Annotated in this window: 23 protein-coding genes; 20 read left to right on the top strand and 3 right to left on the bottom strand. The window is 65.0% G+C overall.

The annotated features are described in order from the left end of the window. Nucleotides 1-4 precede the first annotated feature (4 nt). The 3 genes from HUW53_RS17810 (at nucleotide 5) to HUW53_RS22145 (ending at nucleotide 3,612) form a co-directional block, all read left to right on the top strand. Nucleotides 5-340: a DUF736 domain-containing protein gene (locus HUW53_RS17810; protein ID WP_237347104.1), complete on the top strand. Its 336-nt coding sequence runs from the start codon at nucleotides 5-7 to the stop codon at nucleotides 338-340. 4 nt (nucleotides 341-344) lie between these two features. Then, nucleotides 345-1,271 (top strand): lytic transglycosylase domain-containing protein, encoded by a 927-nt coding sequence (locus tag HUW53_RS17815; RefSeq protein ID WP_237347105.1) that lies wholly within the window; start codon nucleotides 345-347, stop codon nucleotides 1,269-1,271. A 1,108-nt stretch (nucleotides 1,272-2,379) separates the two neighbouring features. Continuing rightward, entirely contained in the window at nucleotides 2,380-3,612 is a 1,233-nt protein-coding gene (locus tag HUW53_RS22145; protein WP_394085447.1) for a DUF3363 domain-containing protein, read from the top strand. A gap of 35 nt (nucleotides 3,613-3,647) precedes the next feature. Here the strand turns inward: HUW53_RS22145 and HUW53_RS17825 are convergent, their stop codons facing one another. Then, on the bottom strand, nucleotides 3,648-4,586 hold the full coding sequence (locus tag HUW53_RS17825) for a LysR family transcriptional regulator (protein WP_237347107.1): 939 nt from the start codon (nucleotides 4,584-4,586) through the stop codon (nucleotides 3,648-3,650). A gap of 90 nt (nucleotides 4,587-4,676) precedes the next feature. Between HUW53_RS17825 and HUW53_RS17830 the strand changes: the two genes are divergently transcribed. From HUW53_RS17830 to HUW53_RS17840, 3 genes are all read left to right on the top strand, one after another. After that, entirely contained in the window at nucleotides 4,677-5,411 is a 735-nt protein-coding gene (locus tag HUW53_RS17830; protein WP_237347108.1) for an SDR family NAD(P)-dependent oxidoreductase, read from the top strand. 23 nt (nucleotides 5,412-5,434) lie between these two features. Continuing rightward, nucleotides 5,435-6,421: an aldo/keto reductase gene (locus HUW53_RS17835; RefSeq protein WP_237347109.1), complete on the top strand. Its 987-nt coding sequence runs from the start codon at nucleotides 5,435-5,437 to the stop codon at nucleotides 6,419-6,421. Between the two features lie 96 nt (nucleotides 6,422-6,517). Continuing rightward, nucleotides 6,518-7,447 (top strand): LysR family transcriptional regulator, encoded by a 930-nt coding sequence (locus HUW53_RS17840; protein WP_237347110.1) that lies wholly within the window; start codon nucleotides 6,518-6,520, stop codon nucleotides 7,445-7,447. Between the two features lie 45 nt (nucleotides 7,448-7,492). Here HUW53_RS17840 and HUW53_RS17845 read toward each other — a convergent pair whose 3' ends face one another. Both HUW53_RS17845 and HUW53_RS17850 read right to left on the bottom strand, forming a co-directional pair. Beyond that, on the bottom strand, nucleotides 7,493-7,645 hold the full coding sequence (locus tag HUW53_RS17845; protein WP_237347141.1) for a helix-turn-helix domain-containing protein: 153 nt from the start codon (nucleotides 7,643-7,645) through the stop codon (nucleotides 7,493-7,495). Next, on the bottom strand, nucleotides 7,602-7,850 hold the full coding sequence (locus tag HUW53_RS17850; RefSeq protein ID WP_237347111.1) for a helix-turn-helix domain-containing protein: 249 nt from the start codon (nucleotides 7,848-7,850) through the stop codon (nucleotides 7,602-7,604). The genes HUW53_RS17845 and HUW53_RS17850 overlap by 44 nt, the downstream gene beginning before the upstream one ends. A 102-nt stretch (nucleotides 7,851-7,952) precedes the next feature. Between HUW53_RS17850 and HUW53_RS17855 the strand changes: the two genes are divergently transcribed. The 14 genes from HUW53_RS17855 (at nucleotide 7,953) to HUW53_RS17920 (ending at nucleotide 20,627) form a co-directional block, all read left to right on the top strand. After that, nucleotides 7,953-8,252: a DNA -binding domain-containing protein gene (locus HUW53_RS17855; RefSeq protein ID WP_237347112.1), complete on the top strand. Its 300-nt coding sequence runs from the start codon at nucleotides 7,953-7,955 to the stop codon at nucleotides 8,250-8,252. A gap of 117 nt (nucleotides 8,253-8,369) precedes the next feature. Continuing rightward, complete coding sequence (locus HUW53_RS17860) at nucleotides 8,370-10,373, top strand: conjugal transfer protein TraG (protein ID WP_237347142.1); 2,004 nt, start codon at nucleotides 8,370-8,372, stop codon at nucleotides 10,371-10,373. Nucleotides 10,374-10,387: 14 nt separating this feature from the next. After that, on the top strand, nucleotides 10,388-10,825 hold the full coding sequence (locus tag HUW53_RS17865; protein WP_237347113.1) for a ribbon-helix-helix domain-containing protein: 438 nt from the start codon (nucleotides 10,388-10,390) through the stop codon (nucleotides 10,823-10,825). Between the two features lie 170 nt (nucleotides 10,826-10,995). Then, the gene (trbB, locus tag HUW53_RS17870; RefSeq protein ID WP_237347114.1) at nucleotides 10,996-12,012 is read left to right on the top strand and encodes a P-type conjugative transfer ATPase TrbB; all 1,017 of its coding nucleotides are present in this window, start codon (nucleotides 10,996-10,998) and stop codon (nucleotides 12,010-12,012) included. Continuing rightward, the gene (locus tag HUW53_RS17875; protein ID WP_237347115.1) at nucleotides 12,009-12,341 is read left to right on the top strand and encodes a TrbC/VirB2 family type IV secretion system protein; all 333 of its coding nucleotides are present in this window, start codon (nucleotides 12,009-12,011) and stop codon (nucleotides 12,339-12,341) included. The genes trbB and HUW53_RS17875 overlap by 4 nt, the downstream gene beginning before the upstream one ends. After that, nucleotides 12,341-12,622 (top strand): VirB3 family type IV secretion system protein, encoded by a 282-nt coding sequence (locus HUW53_RS17880; protein ID WP_237347116.1) that lies wholly within the window; start codon nucleotides 12,341-12,343, stop codon nucleotides 12,620-12,622. Before HUW53_RS17875 ends, HUW53_RS17880 begins: the two co-directional genes overlap by 1 nt. A gap of 13 nt (nucleotides 12,623-12,635) precedes the next feature. Next, nucleotides 12,636-15,074, top strand: a complete 2,439-nt coding sequence (gene trbE, locus HUW53_RS17885; protein ID WP_237347117.1) for a conjugal transfer protein TrbE — start codon at nucleotides 12,636-12,638, stop codon at nucleotides 15,072-15,074. Then, a complete protein-coding gene (gene trbJ / locus HUW53_RS17890; RefSeq protein ID WP_237347118.1) occupies nucleotides 15,071-15,844 on the top strand; it encodes a P-type conjugative transfer protein TrbJ in 774 nt (257 codons plus the stop codon). Before trbE ends, trbJ begins: the two co-directional genes overlap by 4 nt. Before the next feature lie 10 nt (nucleotides 15,845-15,854). Then, entirely contained in the window at nucleotides 15,855-16,124 is a 270-nt protein-coding gene (gene trbK-alt, locus HUW53_RS17895) for a putative entry exclusion protein TrbK-alt (protein ID WP_237347119.1), read from the top strand. Between the two features lie 2 nt (nucleotides 16,125-16,126). Continuing rightward, a complete protein-coding gene (trbL, locus tag HUW53_RS17900; protein WP_237347143.1) occupies nucleotides 16,127-17,452 on the top strand; it encodes a P-type conjugative transfer protein TrbL in 1,326 nt (441 codons plus the stop codon). After that, nucleotides 17,452-18,135: a conjugal transfer protein TrbF gene (trbF, locus tag HUW53_RS17905; protein ID WP_237347120.1), complete on the top strand. Its 684-nt coding sequence runs from the start codon at nucleotides 17,452-17,454 to the stop codon at nucleotides 18,133-18,135. The genes trbL and trbF overlap by 1 nt, the downstream gene beginning before the upstream one ends. Continuing rightward, complete coding sequence (gene trbG, locus HUW53_RS17910; protein ID WP_237347121.1) at nucleotides 18,132-19,175, top strand: P-type conjugative transfer protein TrbG; 1,044 nt, start codon at nucleotides 18,132-18,134, stop codon at nucleotides 19,173-19,175. The genes trbF and trbG overlap by 4 nt, the downstream gene beginning before the upstream one ends. Next, nucleotides 19,172-20,395, top strand: a complete 1,224-nt coding sequence (locus tag HUW53_RS17915) for a TraB/TrbI/VirB10 family type IV secretion system protein (protein ID WP_237347122.1) — start codon at nucleotides 19,172-19,174, stop codon at nucleotides 20,393-20,395. The genes trbG and HUW53_RS17915 overlap by 4 nt, the downstream gene beginning before the upstream one ends. 1 nt (nucleotide 20,396) lies before the next feature. Beyond that, complete coding sequence (locus HUW53_RS17920) at nucleotides 20,397-20,627, top strand: DUF2274 domain-containing protein (RefSeq protein WP_237347123.1); 231 nt, start codon at nucleotides 20,397-20,399, stop codon at nucleotides 20,625-20,627. Nucleotides 20,628-20,718: the final 91 nt, after the last annotated feature.

Consider the following 20,718-nt stretch of genomic DNA (forward strand, 5'->3'; position numbering starts at 1 on the left):
TCCCATGCCGCAGATCGGCCAATTCACGCGCGAGACGACAGGCTTCGTCGGGCGCGTCCATACGTTCACGCTCTTCCGCGAACTCACTATCGTTCCGGCCGAGCCCTCCGATGCCGAGAACGCGCCGGACTACCGCATCCACCATGGCGCGGACGACGGCCCGGAGATCGGCGCGGGCTGGAAACGCACCGGTGAACGCGCGGGCGAATACGTCTCGCTGCTGATTGACGATCCCGCCTTGCCGCAGCCCATCCGCGCCAACCTGTTCCGCGACGACGACGGCGGAGCCGCCTGGTCGCTGCACTGGACGCGCCCGGTCAAGCGCGGCGAGCGGGAGTGATCTCATGCGCTATGCCTTCAGAATTGCGCGCCTGATTTCCCGTCAAAGCCCCATCCCTTTGTTCGCGAACAGGCCGTCTCATCCCTTCGTCCCGCTCGAACGCAGGTCGGCCGGCGCGCGCAGCGAAGGTCCAGGGCGATCGAAGATCGGCGCGCCGCGCGAACCCTTGACCGCAGCGAGCACGTTGGCAGGCTGGCGTCGTTGCGGAGACAGAATGCCCGTCCGATCGGCGGTCCTTCTGCTTTCCGTCGTGCTCGCCGTCGCGATGCCGCTGCCCTGTCAGGCGCAGTCGGAGCCGGTGCAGCATCAATCCCAGGCCGATCCTTATGCCGTGCACATCGCCGAGGCGGCGCAGCGGTTCGGCATTCCGGCGGCGTGGATCAGGGCCGTCATGCGCGTCGAAAGCGCCAACGACGTGCGGGCGATCTCGCCCAAGGGTGCGATGGGTCTGATGCAGATCATGCCCGCCACCTGGGCGGATTTGCGCGCCCGCCATCGGCTCGGCAGCGATCCCTATGATCCACGCGACAACATTCTGGCGGGCGCGGCATATCTGCGCGAGTTGCATGATCGCTACGGATCGCCGGGGTTTCTGGCCGCCTACAATGCCGGTCCGGGTCGCTACGAAGAACATCTCGCCGGCCGTCCGTTGCCGGCCGAAACACGCGCCTATGTCGCGACGCTCGCCCCGGAGATCGGCGGCGGCGAGATCACCGGGCCGGTCGAAATCGCGGTGGCCGATCCGCTGTTGTGGACCCGCGCGCCGCTGTTCGTCGCGCAGGCGGAGCGCACGTCTTCCGCCGATCCCGTGCAGTCCGACGAGCGGTCCGGCGACACTCCCACCACATCGCCAGTGCGCGATCTCTCCGCGATCGTACCGCAGTCGGACGGCCTGTTCGTGGCCCGCGCGGAAGCGGGAGGGCCGCGATGAGCATGGCGCGTGGGTGTGCCCGGCGGTCCTTTCCAGCGTGCAGGGGGCATGGGCGGGGTCTGGCTGAATCAGGGTCAGGACGGGCAAAAGGGGCAGAGAGGCGGGAGGGCAAGATTAAAGCGGACGGCACCCCATGGGTCCGATCCGGGGGGCAAGCCCTTGTCTGCACACTGTTGGGGACGGCACCGTCATCCGGGCGGCATGGTGCCGCCGGTTGCCGAAAACCCAGCATCCGCCGCGTTTTGGACGGCACTCTCGCCCGAAACCGGCGCTTTCGGCCGGTTTTCCGGCCATGAGCGCCGACGACGATAATCGCTTTCGCCCAAAGCCCGGCCGCATCCGCTCCGATGCGTCGAAGGCCGGCCAGGCGAAGAGCTTCCTCACGAAGGTCAGGAAGATCGCCCGCCAGCATGGCGCGGCCTCCGGTCGGGTCTCGCGCGGCAGCGCAGGAGCCGGTGGCAAGCAGGGTCGCAATAGCGTGGTCGCCTCGGGCCGAGGTGTCAAGCGCGGGCGCGGCGCGGCCTTCGTCCGCTCGCGCAACCTGTCGAACGGCTGGAGCCATCGCCAGCCCGGGAGCCGTCGCGTCATCGTCAAATCGCGTTCGGTTCGCGCGGCAGGCAAGAGCGGCAAGGCCGCCGCCCATCTGCGCTACATCCAGCGCGACGGCACCTCGCGCGACGGCGAGCGCGGCCGGCTCTACTCGGCCACCGAGGATCGCGCCGACGGCGATGCCTTCCTCGATCGCGGCAAGGACGACCGTCACCAGTTCCGCTTCATCGTCTCGCCGGAAGATGCCACCGAGATCGAAGACCTGACCGGCCATACTCGCGACCTGATGCGCCAGCTCGAAGCCGACCTCGGGACCAAGCTCGATTGGGTCGCGGTCAACCACTTCAACACCGGCCATCCCCATGTCCATGTCATCGTCAACGGCCGCGACGATCTCGGCGAGGATCTGGTCATCAACGGCGACTATCTTGCCAACGGCGTGCGCGAGCGGGCGAGCGAGCTGGCGACGCTGGAACTCGGTCCCGTCACCGAGATCGAGCAGCGCCGCAAGCTGACCGCCGAGATCGACCAGGACCGCTTCACCCGGATCGACCGGGCGATGCTCAACGAGGCAGATGGCGGCGCGCTCGATCTGCGCCATGCGCCCGACGATCTGAGCGGCCAAGAGGATCGGACGCTTCGCCTTCGCCGTCTCGGCAAACTGGAGAAGATGGGTCTCGCCGCCGAACAGTCCCCCGGCGTCTGGGAACTCAGCGACCGGCTGGAGCCGACGCTGCGCGAGATGGCCGAGCGCGGCGATATCGTGCGCGCCATGCAGAAGGCGATGCAGGCCGAGGGCCACGACCGCGATCCAATGAGCTTCCAGATTCACGACACCGCGCCCGCGACGCCGATCGTCGGCCGCGTGATCGACAAGCATCTTTCCGACGAGTTGGGTGAGAACCTGACGCTGGTGATCGACGGCATCGACGGCCGCACCCACCACGTCTCCGGCGTCGATCAGGCGAAGGTGGCGGACGCCCGGATCGGCAGCGTTATCGAGATCGGCACGGCCGACGCCGGACCACGTCCGGCTGACCGCGCCATCGCCGGCATTGCGGAGGATGGCATCTATCGGCCGAGCCGCCATCTGGAGCAGGCCCGCTTCGACGGCCGTGTGCCAGGTGGCGATTATGATGGGTTCGTCGATGCCCATGTGCGTCGGCTGGAGGCGTTGCGCCGCGCCGGCGTCGTCGAGCGCATCGACGCCGACCAGTGGCGCATCCCGCAGGACTTCGAGACGCGCGCCGTCGCCCATGACGCTGGCCGAGGTCGCCAGCTCAACATCCGTGTCCTCTCGACCTTCGATCTGGAACAGCAGATCACGGCGGACGGTGCGACCTGGCTGGACCGCAGGCTGGTCGGGCGTGGTCCGTCCGAAATCGCACCGGCGGGGTTTGGACAGGAGGTCAGCCAGGCGATGGACCGCCGCCGCGATCGCTTGATCGAACAGGGCGACGCCACGCGCCAGCAGAACGGGCGCATCCTCTACCGCCGCGATCTTCTATCGACGTTGGAGACGCGCGAGGTCGCCCGCGCCGGGGCGGATTTGGCGGCGACAAAGCCGATGCCGTTCCGGGCGGCTGGCGACGGTGAGACGGTCAACGGCACCTTCACCGGGACGGTCCAGCTCACCAGCGGAAAGTTCGCCATCGTCGAGAAGAGCCGCGAGTTTACGCTTGTGCCGTGGCGGCCGGTGATCGACCGCCAGCTCGGCAAAGAGGTGACGGGCATCGTGCAGGGCGGGTCAGTATCGTGGCAATTGGGGCGGCCGAGGGGATTGGGCCTGTAGAGGCGGCACCGAGGCATTGCCGGCCGAGTGGTGCGTCAATCGCGCTCTGCTTCAGACGACGAAACCATCAACTGCTTCAACCACTGGGCTGGTGTGTTCGCTCCAGCCTTAGCGGTGATCGCGCCGATGCGAACGGCTGGTGGAATATAGGCGGTCTTAGCCTCCACAAGCTGACCTGCCCGAAGCGCGCTGGCGACCAGACGTCGCGGCAGCAATGCCGTCATGTCCGTCTCCAGTACGATTTCCCGCGCGGTATGCACATCCGGAGCCCAAAGCGACGGCGCGGGCATAGTCTCCAGTCCCTGCATGTAGACCTCGCTCCAGCCTACCGGACGCTTAAGGCCTGAACCATCGAGGGTGGAGTCCTCGCCGTTCCAGGGGTCCAGCGCCGAGACAGCAATGCGGGAAAGCATCGACAGCTTTCCGATCGAAAGTCCTTGCTTAGCTGCGGGGTGTTTTCCCCGAACCACCCAGACGGCGGTCTCTTCGAAAAGCGCGTCATACGTAAAGCGTGGTGGAACTTCCTCGTATGCGCAGACCACGACATCGACCATGCCTTGATCGAGCGCTTCGGCCAGCCCAGGCCCCGGCGCCCTGATGCGTAGCTTCGATCCCGGAGATGCTTCGCGCAATGCTGCGGCGACTTTGGGCAACAGAACGGAGCAGCCATAGGCGCTAGCGACGACGACGAACTCACGTTCCGATGTGGCTGGATCAAAGGGCGTAAAGGACACAGCCCGCTCCAGGTCCTCCATTGCGCGGCGCACCAGCGGCGCCATTTCCAGCGCTCGCGGTGTCGGACGCAGGCTCGCGCTGCCTCGAATGAACAGAGGATCACCCAACCGGTCGCGAAGGCGGCTGAGTGCGTGGCTGACTGCCGAGGGGCTGAGGTTCAGGCGCTCGCCCGCGCGCGTAGCATTCCCCTCATCCATCAGGACCACGAAGACTCGGAGAAGATTCAGGTCCAGAGCCATGAACTGCATATCATTCACACCAACTCTGAAAACATATCATTTCATTCATATCACATCGTCGGGTTAAATAAACCGGGAAAGGAGTTCCTGATGTCGAAAACAATTGCCGTGGTGGGCGCTGGGCCCGGAATAGGAATGGCAGTAGCCGAGCGCTTCGGCCGCGAGGGCTTCAATGTCGCGTTGCTGGCGCGGAACCCCACTGCTCTGGCTGGCCATGCCAGCAATCTCAAAGACATCGGCGTGGGGGCGGCGGCATTCCCGACCGACGTGCTCGACAGAGTCGCTCTGGCAAACTCTATTGACGAAGTAATCTCGCGTTTTGGTTCCGTCGATGTGCTGGAATACGGGCCAACCCCGCCTCCTGCGAGCATGCGCCTGCCGAGAGACACCGATGTTGAGAATGAACAATTCCATCTCAACCTTCAGGTACTCGGCGCCATTGCTGCGGTACGCGCGGTCCTACCCGCCATGCTGGAGCGGGAAACCGGAACCCTTCTCTTCACTACAGCGGCGTCAGCTCAGCATCCCGCCCTTATCACCGGTAGCTTCGGCATCGCGGCGGGTGCGCTTTTGAACTATGTCCGCCTGCTCAACAAAGACCTTGCCGCCAATGGCGTACACGCCGGTCTGGTGTCCGTGGCGGGGCTGGTGGCGCCTCCCGGTAAGACCGCCGCAGACAACGCATCGGATTTTCCGCCCGGCATCCCTCTTGTTGCAGCGGAAGATGTGGCCGAGCTGCATTGGCGCATGCACCGCGACAGAGACCAAGTCGAAGTCTTCGCAGGCGACATCGACGTGCTGCTAGCCAACAAGCAACTTTATTGAGTCTTGGAACAGGAAGCGCAGATATGAAGTACAGATATTTCGGCCGAGGGACCGGCATCAAGGCATCTCCTTTGATCCTCGGAAGCGGTATGCTCGGAAACGTCTCGGGTTATGGATCTCCCCCCGATGAGGCCAAGGCGATTCTGACCGATTTTGTTGTCGCCGGAGGCAATTTCATCGACACGTCGGATGCTTATCAATTTGGGCAATCTGAAACGCTCATCGGCGAGTTTATTTCGTCGTGCCGGGACGACTACATCATCTCGTCCAAATACAGCCGCACGGCGTCGCAGAAACCCTCGGTCGCCGCGCAAGGGTCGCATCGAAAAGCGATGGTACAGTCAGTCGAAGCCAGCCTTAGGCGTCTGAATACCGATCGGATCGACATCTACCTCGCGCACATGGACGATGGCGCGACCCCGATTGAAGAGGTGGTACGCGGTTTTGAAGACCTCGTTTCGGCTGGAAAGATTATCTTCGGCGGCTTCTCCAACACCCCAGCCTGGCGCGTCGCGAAAGCTGCGACCGTCGCGGATATGAGGGGATGGGCTCCGCTCGGCGCGGTTCAACTCGAATATAGCCTGCTGCAACGAACGCCGGAGCGGGAGCTTCTGCCAATGGCCGATGAATTTGGTCTCGCCGTGATGGGCTATTCACCTCTGGCTGGAGGCGTTCTGACCGGCAAATATCGCAAAGGCGAGGAAGGCCGCGCCACAGCATTCAAGGGAGCGATATCGCATAACGATGCCGGATTGAGCGCGAAGGTCATCGACATTCTCGTGGAAGCTTCCGAGCAGCTTGGAGCATCGCCAGGACAGATCGCCATAGCATGGGCGATATCCAAAGGCGTCTTTCCGATCATCGGACCGCGAAGCGCAGCACAGCTAGAGGATAATCTCGGTGCGGCATCAATCAGCCTTGATAACGAAACCATCAAGCGGCTGGACGCAGCCAGTGAGATCTCACTGGGCTATCCGCATGAACTTCTAGCCAGCATTCGGCAGCCCTAAACACTTGGTTCTGATCGTCTTAGCGGGTGTCGGTGAGGCAGCCTAGTTATGCGTCGACTTTCCTCACCCAAAGGTAACGACCAAAGGCCGCGGCGGTTGACTGAGGCGCTCTCACCTTTGGGTTCGCGCATTCCACTGGCATCGTTGATCCAAACCTTGGCCGTTGCAGAGCATTTGAACTTTCGTCACGCCGCTAATACGCTCGGCGTGAGCCAATCCTGCGTCAGCACCCGCGTGAAATTGTTGGAGCAGGATTTGGGCATCCTGCTGTTCGAACGCCTACCGCGCGGCGTGCGGTTAACGGAGGCGGGACGGCATTTTGTCGATCAGGTGGCGGTCGGCATCGGTCACCTCGACCATGCGGTCAAAACGGCTGGCCTGCTTGCGCGCGGCGAACACGGCCGTCTGCGCATCGGCGCCAACGCCCTGATCTCCAACGGCTTCCTCGCCGATCTCCTGAACCGTTACCGGGGGCTCTACCCCGGCGTTGAAATGGAGATCGCCGAGCGCAGGGTGGGCGAGGCGGTGAAGCAGGTGCGTGACGGGAATCTCGATGTCGCCTTTGTGCTGGGAACGCCGGCCATACCGGACTGTCATTCAAAGCCGATATGGACCGAACAGACCATGATCGCATTGCCGGCGACGCATCCGCTTGCCCACAGAGAAAGTGTCGCCTGGGTCGAGCTTTCGGCAGAGACCTTTCTGGTCCGCTACGGCGGAACAGGCCCGCAGCTTCACGACCTTATCCTGCAGCGGCTCGCCGAGCGCTGGCCGCGACCGTCCATCCAACGCTTCGACGTGGACCGGCTGACGCTGATATCGATGGTCGAGCAGGGCTACGGTGTGACGCTGGTCCCGGAGGCGACGGCGCAGATCCGATTTCCGGGCGTGGTCTTCCTCCCGATTATCGACGAGCACAAGCCCGCTGTCTTCTCGGCGGTGTGGTCGCCGAACAACCGCGCCGTGGCGCTCCGCGATTTGCTCGACCTCGCCAAGGAAGCCCGTCGCTCAAGCCCGCACGCCTGAAGCCTTGAGCAAATCCCCAGGCTCAGCACCATGCGCTTCGGCAATCTACCCAACGACAGTGACGCTGGCGGATACGTCGGCGCGTTCGACCGCCCCGACGTAGCGGGCGCTCAAACCCGAGCGATCCGCCAATTCCTCCTGCGTCAGTTGCTTGTCATGACCCGCGACCGACCGATTCAATCCGCGACAGTATTTCAGCGGTGGACACTTCAAGCGCAGCCGCAATATCTACGAACTCGATAACATCAATCCGTCGCTCTCCGTTCTCATACTTGGCGACGAAGGACTGCGGCTTGTTCAGCCGATCGGCAAGTTCCGCCTGCGTCAGATTTCTGTCCTTGCGTGCTGCCGAGAGAAGCGTCTGAAGAAGTTGTTGGCGGGGCGCGCGCAAGGTTTTCTGCATTCGGACGGCTCTCCATTGAAAAAGGGGAGCAGTTCCGATAATCCTGATCTGGGATTATCCCATTTCAGGATTATTGTTTCCGTGGGTCCGAGGGAGGACCAGATGCGCGTCAAACCCGAACTCGATCCTGACGTTGATGACCTGGCCCCGGCGGCGCCGGACGTAACCCTCTATGACGAGGCGCATTTCGTCACCTATTTGCGCCTGCTGGACGCCGAGACCGACGGTGCGGACTGGGCGGAGGTGGCGAGGATCGTCCTGCATCGCGATCCGCTGGCAGAGCAAGACCGAACGAAGGCGTGCTGGGAAAGCCATCTCGCCCGCGCACAGTGGATGACGAAGATCGGCTATCGGCGCATCCTCCAACAGGCCGTCGAAGAAGCTCGCAACACGCGGCACTGACCCATCCGATTTCTACGCCATGGTATCCGGCAGCACGCCGCTTGTTCTTTCATGTTGCCTATCGCGAAACCGCCTATTCTCTGATCGGCTCCTTCTCTTTTGCCGATTGGAGCCTGTATGTCGGGAGGTCGTGTCCTCTGGGGCCAGATCACCATCGTCGTCGCCATCGTGCTGGCGACGATCTGGGGCGCAACCGAGTGGACGGCGTGGCGGCTCGGGTTTCAGGGGCAACTCGGCACACCATGGTTCGAGTTGGGCGGCTGGCCGGTCTATTATCCGCCGGCCTTCTTCTGGTGGTGGTATTCTTACGACGCCTACGCGCCCGCGATCTTCATCGAAGGAGCGATCATCGCAGCGTCCGGCGGGTTCCTGTCCATCGCCGTCGCCATCACCCTATCGATCATCCGGGCGCGTGAAGCCAAGAACGCCGCCACCTACGGGTCGGCACGCTGGGCCTCTCCCGAGGAGGTGAAGGCCGCCGGGCTGCTCGGCCCAGATGGCGTGGTGCTCGGCAGATTGGAGCGCAACTATCTGCGCCACAACGGGCCGGAGCATGTGCTGTGCTTCGCGCCGACCCGTTCAGGCAAGGGCGTCGGCCTCGTGGTGCCGACGCTGCTGACCTGGCCGGGCAGCGTGATCGTCCATGATATCAAGGGCGAGAACTGGGGTCTGACGGCGGGGTTTCGCGCCCGGCACGGCCGCGTCCTGCTGTTCGACCCGACCGACGCAAAGTCCTCGGCCTACAATCCGCTGCTGGAGGTCCGGCGCGGCGATAGGGAAGTGCGCGACGTTCAGAATATCGCCGACATTCTCGTCGATCCCGAAGGCGCGCTGGACAAGCGGAACCATTGGGAAAAGACCAGCCATTCGCTGCTGGTCGGCGTGATCCTGCACGTCCTTTATGCCGAGCCGGACAAGACGCTGGCCGGCGTCGCCAACTTCCTTTCCGATCCGAAGCGCCCCATGGAGGCGACGCTGCGCGCCATGATGTCCACGCCGCATCTGGGCGAAGCCGGCGTGCATCCCGTCATCGCCTCATCGGCGCGCGAGTTGCTCAACAAATCCGACAACGAGCGCTCGGGCGTGCTGTCCACCGCCATGTCCTTCCTCGGCCTCTATCGCGATCCCGTGGTGGCGAAGGTGACGGCGCGCTGCGACTGGCGCATCGCCGATCTCGTCTCGGGCAAGCGGCCCGTCAGCCTCTACCTCGTCGTGCCGCCCTCCGACATCGCCCGCACCAAGCCGCTGATCCGCCTAATCCTCAATCAGGTCGGGCGGCGATTGACCGAGGAATTGAACGCTTCCGCCAACCGCCATCGGCTGTTGCTGATGCTGGACGAGTTTCCTGCGCTGGGACGGCTCGACTTCTTCGAGTCGGCGCTGGCCTTCATGGCCGGCTACGGCATCAAGAGTTTCTTGATCGCGCAGAGCCTCAACCAGATCGAGAAGGCTTACGGCGCAAACAATTCCGTGCTCGACAATTGCCATGTCCGCGTCGCCTTCGCCACCAACGACGAGCGCACCGCCAAGCGCGTTTCGGACTCGCTCGGCACCGCGACCGAGATGCGCGATTCCACCAACTATGCCGGCCACCGGCTGTCACCCTGGCTCGGCCATCTCATGGTCTCGCGGCAGGAGACGGCACGCCCGCTGCTGACCCCCGGCGAGGTCATGCAACTTCCGCCGACCGACGAACTGCTGCTGGTCGCAGGCGTGCCGCCGATCCGGGCGAGGAAGGCGCGCTATTACGAGGACGCGCGTTTCAAGGAGCGGTTGCTGCCACCGCCGGACCTGTCCGCCAAACCCAAAACACCGCATGGCCCATCAGGCGACGACTGGTCGGCCCTAAAAACACCGGCACCCGTCGCATCATCCACACCACCCGCACCGCCGACGCACGACGCCGCCGCGACCGATCCTGCGAATGCCGGCATTCGTCGCGAGCCCGAACTGCCCAAGCACGAGGAGATCGTGCCCCAAGAACGCCCGGTGGCCGGTGAGTTCGACGTGCTCGACGACGAACCGGACGTGGACGCCGCCAAGGCCCGCACCATCCGCCAGCAAGTCACGTCCGTCGCCCGACAGGCAACGATGGACCCGGCCGATGGCATCGAACTGTAGAGGAAGCCGTCACCATGCAGACCAAGGCCCGCATGAATGTCTATTTCGAACCGGATCTGCTGAAGAAGGTCGAAGCGCTGGCGCTTCGCCGCAATGTCTCCAAGTCGGCCGTGATCGAAGCGGCCGTCGCGTCCTTCCTGTCGGCCGATGCTTCCGAACGGCTGGAAGCGGTGTTCGCCCGGCGCATGGACAAGCTCGGCCGACAGGTTGACGGACTGGACGAGGATCTCGCCATCCTCGGCGAGACGCTTTCGCTGTTCATCCGCTTCTGGCTAACCGTGACCCCACCATTGCCCGACAGCGCCCAGGCGTCGGCTCGCGCAAAGGGCGCAGAGAGGTTCGACGGATTCCTGCAATCGCTCGGCCGCAGGCTCGCGACCGGCGATCGATTCTTGAAGGAGCTGTCGCGTGACATCGACTCCGCACGAACTGGCGGCGCTGAAACCGACTAAAACAGGTCGAGTGAAACACCCGTCAAATATTCAATCCCGCCGATTGCCGCCTTTTCTTCGCCATAGCCGCACGCTGCTAGATACTTGTTGAATCGGCCCAACTTACGGCTCTTTTAATCATCCCCGTCCGGGGAGCATCTGTGTTGCCCCCGGGCTAGATCGGGGATCAGATGGCGGTATCGCAGCAGAATTCGGAGAGCTTGACGCGAGGCGCGCGGATGCTGCGCACCGCGCTCGGCCCCGCCATCGCGCGATTTCTGGAAGACCCCACCGTCGTCGAAGTGATGCTGAACCCGGATGGGCGGCTATGGATCGACCGGCTGTCGGAAGGCCTGTCCGATACAGGTGAGCGACTGTCGCCGGCCGATGGCGAGCGGATCGTGCGTCTGGTCGCGCATCATGTCGGTGCGGAGGTCCACTCCGGCGCGCCGCGTGTGTCGGCCGAACTGCCCGAAACCGGCGAGCGGTTCGAGGGACTGTTGCCGCCGGTCGTGGCCGCACCGGCTTTCGCGATCCGTAAACCCGCCGTCGCCGTGTTCACGCTCGACGATTATGTCGCCGCCGGGATTATGTCGGCGGGACAGGGCGAGGCGTTGCGTTCAGCCGTCGCGTCGCACGCCAACATCCTCGTCGCCGGAGGCACCTCGACTGGCAAGACGACGCTAACCAACGCGCTGCTGGCCGAGGTCGCCAAGACCGCCGATCGCGTCGTGCTGATCGAGGACACGCGCGAGCTGCAATGCGCCGCGCCCAACCTCGTCGCCATGCGCACCAAGGATGGCGTCGCCTCGCTCTCTGATCTCGTTCGCTCGTCGCTGCGCCTGCGGCCTGACCGAATCCCGATCGGCGAGGTGCGCGGCCCGGAAGCGCTCGATCTGTTGAAGGCGTGGGGCACGGGCCATCCCGGCGGCATCGGCACCATCCACGCCGGCAGCGCCATCGGCGCGCTCCGGCGGATGGAGCAACTCATCCAGGAAGCCGTCGTCACCGTGCCCCGCGCACTGATCGCCGAGACCATCGATCTCGTCGCGGTCCTGGCTGGGCGCGGATCGCAACGCCGCCTCGTCGAACTCGCCCGGGTCGAAGGCCTCGGCGCGCAAGGCGATTACCGCGTCGTGCCTGCTGTCGGTGACGGCGGCGACATCCAGCCCGTCCTCAATCTTGAACCCACAGGAGATATCCGATGATCCGAACGCTTTCGCGGGGCTGCCGCCGCATGGCGATGGCCGCCGCCACCGTTTCCCTCAGCCTCATGTTGGCGCCCGCCGCCTACGCCTCCGGTTCGTCGATGCCGTGGGAAGCCCCGCTGCAATCCATCCTCCAGTCGATCGAAGGCCCGGTCGCCAAGATCATCGCGGTGATCGTCATCATCTCGACCGGCCTGGCGCTGGCCTTCGGCGATACGTCCGGCGGCTTCCGCCGGCTGATCCAGATCGTTTTCGGCCTGTCGATCGCGTTTGCCGCGTCCAGCTTCTTCCTGTCGTTCTTCTCGTTCGGCGGCGGGGCGCTGGTCTGATGGCCTCGCTGCCTGACAACGCCGGCGAAGTGCCGGGTTATTCCGTGCCGGTCCACCGGGCGCTGACCGAGCATATCCTGCTCGGCGGCGCGCCGCGTGGCCTCGCCATCCTCAACGGCACGCTGGCGGCGGCGCTTGGCCTGGGCCTGCGCCTCTGGCTGGTCGGCCTCGCCATCTGGGCTGTCGGCCATCTCGCCGCCGTATGGGCGGCGAAGCGCGATCCGATGTTCGTCGATGTGGTGCGCCGCCATCTGCGCATCCCCGGCCATCTTGGCGTTTGAGGAGGCCGATCCCATGATGAACCTGGCTGAATATCGCCGCACTGCTACCCGTCTCGCCGACTTCTTGCCCTGGGTCGCACTCGTGGGCGAAGGCGTCGTCCTCAACAAGGACGGCAGCTTCCAGCGCACAGCGTGCTTCCGTGGTCCCGACCTCGACAGTGCCGTGCCCGCCGAACTGGTCGCGGTCGCTGGGCGGCTCAACAATGCCTTCCGCCGCCTGGGATCGGGGTGGGCGATCTTCGTCGAGGCCCAGCGGCATGAGGCCGAGTCCTATCCGGCCAGCCGGTTTCCCGATGCGGCCTCGGCTCTGGTCGATGCCGAGCGCAAGGCCGATCTGGAGGAAGCCGGATCGCATTACGAATCCAGCTATTTCGTGACCTTCACTTATCTGCCGCCGGTCGAGGACGCGGCACGGGCCGAGACCTGGTTGTACGAGGGCCGCGAGCGCGTTGGCGTCGATGGACGCGAGATGCTCACCGGCTTCGTCGATCGCACCGACCGCGTGCTGCAACTGGTCGATGGCTTCATGCCGGAATGCGTCTGGCTCGATGATGCCCAGACGCTGACCTATCTGCATTCGACCGTCTCCACCAATCGGCACCGCGTTCGCGTGCCCGAGACGCCGATGTATCTCGACGCGCTCGTGGCCGACCAGCCGCTCACCGGCGGGCTGGAGCCGCGCTTGGGTTCGACGCATCTGCGCGTGCTGACCATCGTGGGCTTCCCGTCCGCGACCACGCCCGGTCTGCTCGACGAGCTGAACCGGCTGGCCTTTCCCTATCGCTGGTCCACCCGCGCCATCCTGCTCGACAAGACCGACGCCACCAAGCTGCTGACCAAGATCCGGCGGCAATGGTTCGCCAAGCGCAAGTCGATCGCCGCCATCCTGAAAGAGGTGATGACCAACGAGGCCTCGGCGCTGGTCGATACCGACGCCGCCAACAAAGCGGCTGACGCTGATATGGCCCTGCAGGAACTGGGCGCAGACTATGCCGGTATCGCCTATGTCACCGCGACCGTCACAGTCTGGGACGACGATCCGCGTCTCGCCGACGAGAAGCTGCGGCTGGTCGAAAAAATCGTCCAGGGCCGCGATTTCACGGCGATGGCGGAGACGATCAACGCCGCAGATGCCTGGCTCGGCAGCTTGCCCGGCCACGTCTACGCCAACGTCCGACAACCGCCCATCAGCACTTTGAACCTCGCCCACATGATACCGCTCAGTGCGGTGTGGGCGGGTCCGGAACGGGACGAGCATTTTGCAGCGCCCCCACTGCTGTTCGGCAAGACCGAAGGCTGGACCCCGTTCCGGTTATCCCTTCACGTCGGCGATGTCGGCCATACGCTCGTCGTCGGCCCGACCGGCGCTGGCAAGTCCGTGCTGCTCGCGCTCATGGCGCTCCAGTTCCGGCGCTATGCCGACGCCCAAGTGTTCGCCTTCGACTTCGGCGGCAGCATTCGCGCGGCCGCTCTGGCGATGGGTGGGGACTGGCACGATCTCGGCGGCGGATTGTCGGATGAGGCGGAGGAGAGCGTCAGCCTCCAGCCGCTTGCCCGCATCCATGACGTGCCCGAGCGCGCCTGGGCCGCCGACTGGATCGTGGCGATCCTGACCCGCGAAGGCGTCGCCATCACGCCAGAGGTGAAAGAATACATCTGGACGGCGCTGACCTCGTTGGCCTCCGCGCCGGTCGCCGAGCGCACCATCACCGGCCTTGCGGTCCTGCTCCAATCCAATGACCTGAAGCAGGCGCTCCGGCCTTACTGCGTCGGCGGCGCCCATGGACGCTTGCTCGACGCGGAGGCCGAATATCTCGGCTCCGCCACGGTCCAGGCCTTCGAGACCGAAGGGCTGATCGGCACCGAGGCCACGCCTGCCGTGCTGGCCTATCTGTTTCATCGTATTGGCGACCGGCTCGACGGCTCGCCAACGCTCATCATCATCGACGAAGGCTGGCTCGCCCTCGACGACGAGGGATTTTCCGGCCAGCTCCGCGAGTGGCTGAAGACGCTGCGCAAGAAGAACGCCAGCGTGATCTTCGCCACCCAATCGCTGTCGGACATCGACGGTTCGGCCATCGCGCCCGCCATCATCGAGAGCTGCCAAACCCGGCTTCTGCTCCCGAACGAGCGGGCGATCGAGCCGCAGATTACCGCCATCTATCGGCGGTTCGGCCTCAACGACCGCCAGATCGAGATCCTCGCGCGAGCCACGCCGAAGCGCGACTATTACTGCCAGTCGCGGCGCGGCAACCGGCTGTTCGAGCTGGGCCTGTCCGACGTGGCATTGGCGCTCTGCGCCGCCTCGTCGAAAACCGACCAGACCGAGATCGCCCGCATCGTCGCCGAGCATGGCCGCGACGGCTTCCTCGCCGCCTGGCTTCGCCATCGCGGCGTCGCCTGGGCCGCCGACCTCATCCCCAACCTCACCAATATGGAGATCCCATCATGACGCTTCCTCGTGTCCGTGGCCGTTCCCGCGCGGCGTTCGTCGCCGCATCCATCCTGTCCATGCCGCTGGCACTGGCGCCGATCGTCACCACGCCGGCCGCCGCGCAGTGGATCGTCTACGATCCGACCAACTACGCGCAGAACGTTCTCACGGCGGCGCGCACGCTCCAGCAGGTTAATCAGCAGATCACCCAGCTTCAGAACGAAGCGACGATGCTGATCAATCAGGCCCGCAATCTGGCGAGCCTGCCGTACTCGTCCCTCAGCCAGCTTCAGCAGTCGATCGCCAAGACGCAGGCGCTTCTCACGCAAGCGCAGAACATCGCCTACGATGTCCAGAACATCGACCGGGCCTTCCAGACGACCTACGGCACGGCCTCGACCTCGGCGAGCAGCGCCACCCTGATCGCCGACGCCAAGACGCGCTGGCAGAACTCAGTCGCCGGTTTGCAGGACGCCATGCGAGTGCAGGCCACCGTCGTCGGCAATATCGACACCAACAGCACCCAGATGCCGGTGCTGGTCGGATCGAGCCAGTCCGCCACCGGCGCGCTCCAGGCGACGCAGGCCGGCAACCAACTTCTCGCGCTTCAGGCCCAGCAGCTCGCTGATCTTACCGCCGTCGTCGCCGCCAACGGCCGGGCACAAGCGCTGACCGAGGCCGAGCGCGCGGCCGCGGCCGAACAGGGCCGCGAGCAGCGCCGCCGCTTCCTGACGCCTGGCACGGGCTACCAGCCCGGCGCGGCCAAGATGTTCTACGGCAGCAACTGAGGGCGCGGCGATGGACGGCAAGACCCTCGCACGTATCGGTGCCGTCGCCTTCGTCGCGGTGGCGATCACCGCCACGGTGATCGAACTGACGCGTAACGACGAAGCGACGGAGATCCGCACCGTCAGCCGTCCTCACGGCGGCAATCCCGAACCACTGCGAGCCGTGCTCCGGCATTGCCGCGACATGGGCGAGGCCGCCAGCCGTGATGCGAGCTGCCTCAAGGCATGGGCGGAGAACCGTGACAGCTTCCTCGGTGCCACCTCGCCGGAGGCGCATTGACCATGGGCGGCTCCGGCGTCATCGACCACTTCCTGGAAGTCTTCACCCGCTACATCGACAGCGGCTTCGGTCTTTTGCAGGGCGAGGTGGCCTTCATCGCCACGACGTTGATCGTCATCGACGTGACGCTGGCCGCACTGTTCTGGTCGTGGGGCGCCGACAACGACATCATCGCTCGGCTGATCAAAAAGACCCTGTTCGTCGGCGTCTTCGCCTACATCATCGGCAACTGGAACAACCTCGCGCGCATCGTCTTCGAGAGTTTTGCGGGGCTCGGCCTGAAAGCGTCGGGCACGGGCTTCTCGGTCAGCGATCTCATGCGTCCCGGCAAGGTGGCGCAGACCGGTCTTGATGCCGGACGGCCGCTGCTCGATTCCATTTCCGATCTGATGGGCTGGGTGTCGTTCTTCGAGAACTTCATCCAGATCGCCTGCCTGCTGTTCGCCTGGGCGCTGATCCTGCTCGCCTTCTTCATCCTCGCCGTCCAGCTCTTCGTCACGCTAATCGAGTTCAAGCTGACGACGCTCGCTGGCTTCGTGCTGATCCCCTTCGGCCTCTTTGGCAAATCCGCTTTCATGGCCGAGCGGGTGCTCGGCAACGTGATCTCGTCGGGCATCAAGGTGATGGTGCTCGCCGTCATCATCGGCATCGGCTCGACGCTGTTCTCCGAGTTCACCGCCGGCTTCAACGGCGCGACGCCGACGATCGACGACGCCATGGCAATCGTGCTGGCGGCGTTGTCGCTGCTCGGCCTCGGCATCTTCGGTCCCGGCATCGCCAACGGTCTCGTCTCTGGAGGGCCGCAACTCGGTGCCGGCGCGGCGATCGGAACAGGTCTTGCCGCCGGCGGCATGGCGATGGCGGGTGCTGCGGCGGTCGGTGCCGCAGCCTCCGGTGGTGCGGCGTTGGCGGGAGGCGCTGCCGCAGCGGCGCGTGGTGGGGCTGCTCTCGCAGGCGGAGCGTCGTCTGCTTACATCCTCGGCGCGGCCGGACACACTGGCGCGTCAGGCATCGCAGCAAGTCTCGGCAATGTCGCCGGTACCGGCGCATCCAAACTCGGCTTCGCCTTTGCTAGTCCGTTCAAGCGCGCCGCTGCGTCGATGAAGGAGAGCTTCGGATCTGGTGGCCAGTCGGTCACCGGCGAAGGCGGCGCACCGGATGCCATCGCTTCCTCATCTGCAACCACGGACGGTCCGCCCGCTTGGGCCAAGCGCATGAAGCGCTCGCAAGCGATGTCGCACGGCGTCCAGGCCGCCGCCCATGCGGTCAAGTCCGGCGACAGCCATGGCGGCGGCTCGTCCGTCCATCTTTCTGAAAGCGACCGCTGATGTTCAAACGACCCTCCACCCATTACGGCAGATCTCCCGAACCCGAGACGCCCTATCAACGCGCCGCCCAGGTCTGGGACGACCGCATCGGCTCGGCCCGCGTACAGGCGAAGAACTGGCGACTGATGGCCTTCGGATCACTGGCCTTGTCGGTGGGGCTCTCCGTGGCGCTGGTCTGGCAATCGTTGAGTGGCTCGGTCGTGCCGTGGGTGGTGCAGGTCGACAAGCTCGGCGCAGCGCAGGCTGTCGCTCCGGCTAGCGCCGATTATCGGCCGACCGATCCGCAGATCGCCTTCCATCTTGCGCGCTTCATTGAAGAGGTTCGTTCGATCCCGGCCGACGCCATCATCGTTCGCCAGAACTGGCTCCGAGCCTACGATTTCACCACGCAGGCCGGGGCGCTGGCGCTCAACGACTACGCCCGCGCCAACGACCCCTTCACCAAGGTCGGCAAGACGCAGATCGCCGTCGATGTCTCGAGCGTCATCCGCGCGTCGCCCGACAGTTTCCGCGTCGCCTGGGTTCAGCGGACCTATCTGGACGGCTCGCTCGCCTCCACCGAACGCTGGACCGCCATCTTGACCGTCGTCGTGCAGGTGCCGCGCGACGCCGAAAAGCTCCGGGCGAACCCGCTCGGAATCTACGTCACCGCCATCAACTGGTCGAAGGAGCTGACCCAATGACGCCGACCTTCCGCAAGGCCGCCCCCGGACAAGCGGGACGTCCGGCTTTCCGTAAATCCGCCTTGCCGCTTCTCTTGGCTTTCACATCCGTGCTCGCCGGCTGTGCCACGGCGCAGAAGCCGCCCGAAATCTCCTATGACGATGCGATGCCTGCTGTCCAGACCGCCGATCCGCCGGTGCCGGTCCGAGTGGTGGAATTGCCGAAGCCTCTCCCGTTGCCCGGCCAGTTGAAGCCCGTCGGCAAGGACGGCAAGCCGACGCCCGAACTGCCGGACCCGGCCGCGCGGGTGAACGAGGCCAACGCCGCCGCGCGGATGCAACCGGTCAGGAACGGCTTCATCAACGCCATCCAGGTCTATCCCTTCGTCGATGGCGCGCTCTATCAAGTCTACACCGCGCCCGGCCAGATTACCGACATCGCCTTGCAGGCCGGCGAAACACTGGTCGGCTCGGGACCCGTTGCCGCCGGCGACACGGTGCGTTGGATCATCGGCGACACCGAGAGCGGCGCCGGCACCACCAAGCAGGTTCATATCCTCGTCAAACCGACCCGGCCCGAGCTGATGACCAATCTTGTCATCAACACCAACGCGCGCACCTACCACATGGAGCTGCGCTCGACCGAGAAGACCTATATGGCCTCGGTGTCCTGGCAGTATCCACAGGATCAGCTCATCGCGCTGCGCCGGCAGAACGCCGAGGCGCAAGCCGTCCAGCCGGTGGCGACCGGCATCGATCTCGCGCGCGTCAACTTCCGCTACGAAGTGACGGGCGATCGCGCGCCGTGGCGGCCGCTCCGCGCCTTCGACGACGGCCGCCAGGTCTTCATCGAGTTCCCGCGCGGTATCGGCCAGGGCGAGATGCCACCGCTCTTCGTCGTCGGTCCGGAGGGCGATACCTCGGAACTGGTGAATTATCGGGTGCGCGACAACTACATGATCGTCGACCGGTTGTTCGCTGCCGCCGAGTTGCGCTTCGGCGCCGACAAGAATCAGAAGCGCGTTCGCATCTCGCGCACCGACGGGAGGCCGGCGTCGTGAGTGAGATCGACCCCGATCGTCAGAAGCCGGACGCAGACGCCGATGCCCGGCCGCTGACCGGAGAGCCTGTCGCGCCGATGCGGCTGCGCCCCGAACCGCCGCGCGTGACGCGTCTGTCGCGAAAGGTGCTGATCGCCCTTGGTGTGCTTGCCGGCATCGGTATCGGCGGAACGTTGATCTACGCGCTTCAAACCCAGCGCGGCGGCAAGACGAACGAGGAACTGTATTCGACCGACAACCGGACGACGCCCGACGGCCTCGCCGCCTTGCCGAAGGACTATGCCGGTATCCCGAAGCTCGGTCCGCCGCTGCCGGGCGACCTCGGCCGCCCGATCCTCAGCGCCCAGAATGCCGGCCAGCCGGTGCCGACACCGGAGATCGCGACGCCCAATCCGGGGATCAGTCAGGAAGAGCAGCGCCGCATTCAGGAGTCGGAGGCCGCGCGGACGGCACGTCTCTTTGCTTCGACCGAGACGCGGCCAGCCAGCACCGCTGTCCCTCAGCCGCAAGCGGCGGTCACGCCGCAGGCGGACCTCTCCAGCCTTGGGCTGGCACCACAGCCTGCGACGCCGTCCGCGCAGGATCGTCAACTCGCATTTCTGAACCGGGCACCCGACAAGCGCACGGTCTCACCGGATCGTATCGCCGCTCCTGCGTCGGCCAATGTGCTTCAGGCGGGGGCGGTCATCGCGGCGGCACTCATCACCGGCATCCGCTCCGATCTTCCCGGCCAGATCACTGCTCAGGTCACGGAGAACGTCTATGATAGCCCGACCGGGCGCATCCTGCTCGTTCCGCAGGGCACGCGGATCATCGGTCAGTACGACAACGGCGTCGGCTTCGGTCAGCGCCGAGTGCTGCTGGTCTGGAACCGGCTGATCTTCCCCAATGGCCGCTCGATCGTGTTGGAGCGCCAGCCAGGTGCAGACGCCGAGGGCTATGCCGGGCTCGAAGATGGCGTCGACTACCATTGGGGTGAGCTGTTCAAGGCCGCGGCGCTTTCAACGCTGCTCAGCGTTGGTGCCGAGGCGGGATCATCGGGTCAGGAGAGTGACATCATCCGCGCGTTGCGCAACGGCGCATCCGACAGCATCAACCAGACCGGTCAGCAGATCGTGCAGCGCCAGCTCAACATCGCGCCGACACTGACCATCCGGCCAGGCTTCCCGGTCCGCGTGATCGTTACGCGAGACTTGGTACTCGAACCCTATGGAGGCTGACATGGCGAAACTGAAACTCGGACCGATCGCCGACGACAAGCCGGTGAAGGTCACGCTGGAATTGCCTGCCAGCCTACATCGCGACCTGATCGCCTATGCCGAAATCCTCGGGCGGGAGGGAGGACAAGTCGCCGCCGATCCCGTTCGCCTGATCGTCCCCATGCTGGAGCGGTTCATGGCAACGGACCGGGGATTTGCAGAGGCGCGGCGGGGAAGGCCTGACCCCCGTTAAGAATATAATGTGGGCCGCCGAACCATCGCAGTCCTCGCTTTCGGCTTGCACGCATTCTCGATATTTCGGAGCATCCGCTTCGGAAAAGAGC

Origin of the sequence: Xanthobacter agilis, assembly GCF_021730435.1 — a bacterium.
GTDB lineage: Bacteria > Pseudomonadota > Alphaproteobacteria > Rhizobiales > Xanthobacteraceae > Xanthobacter > Xanthobacter agilis.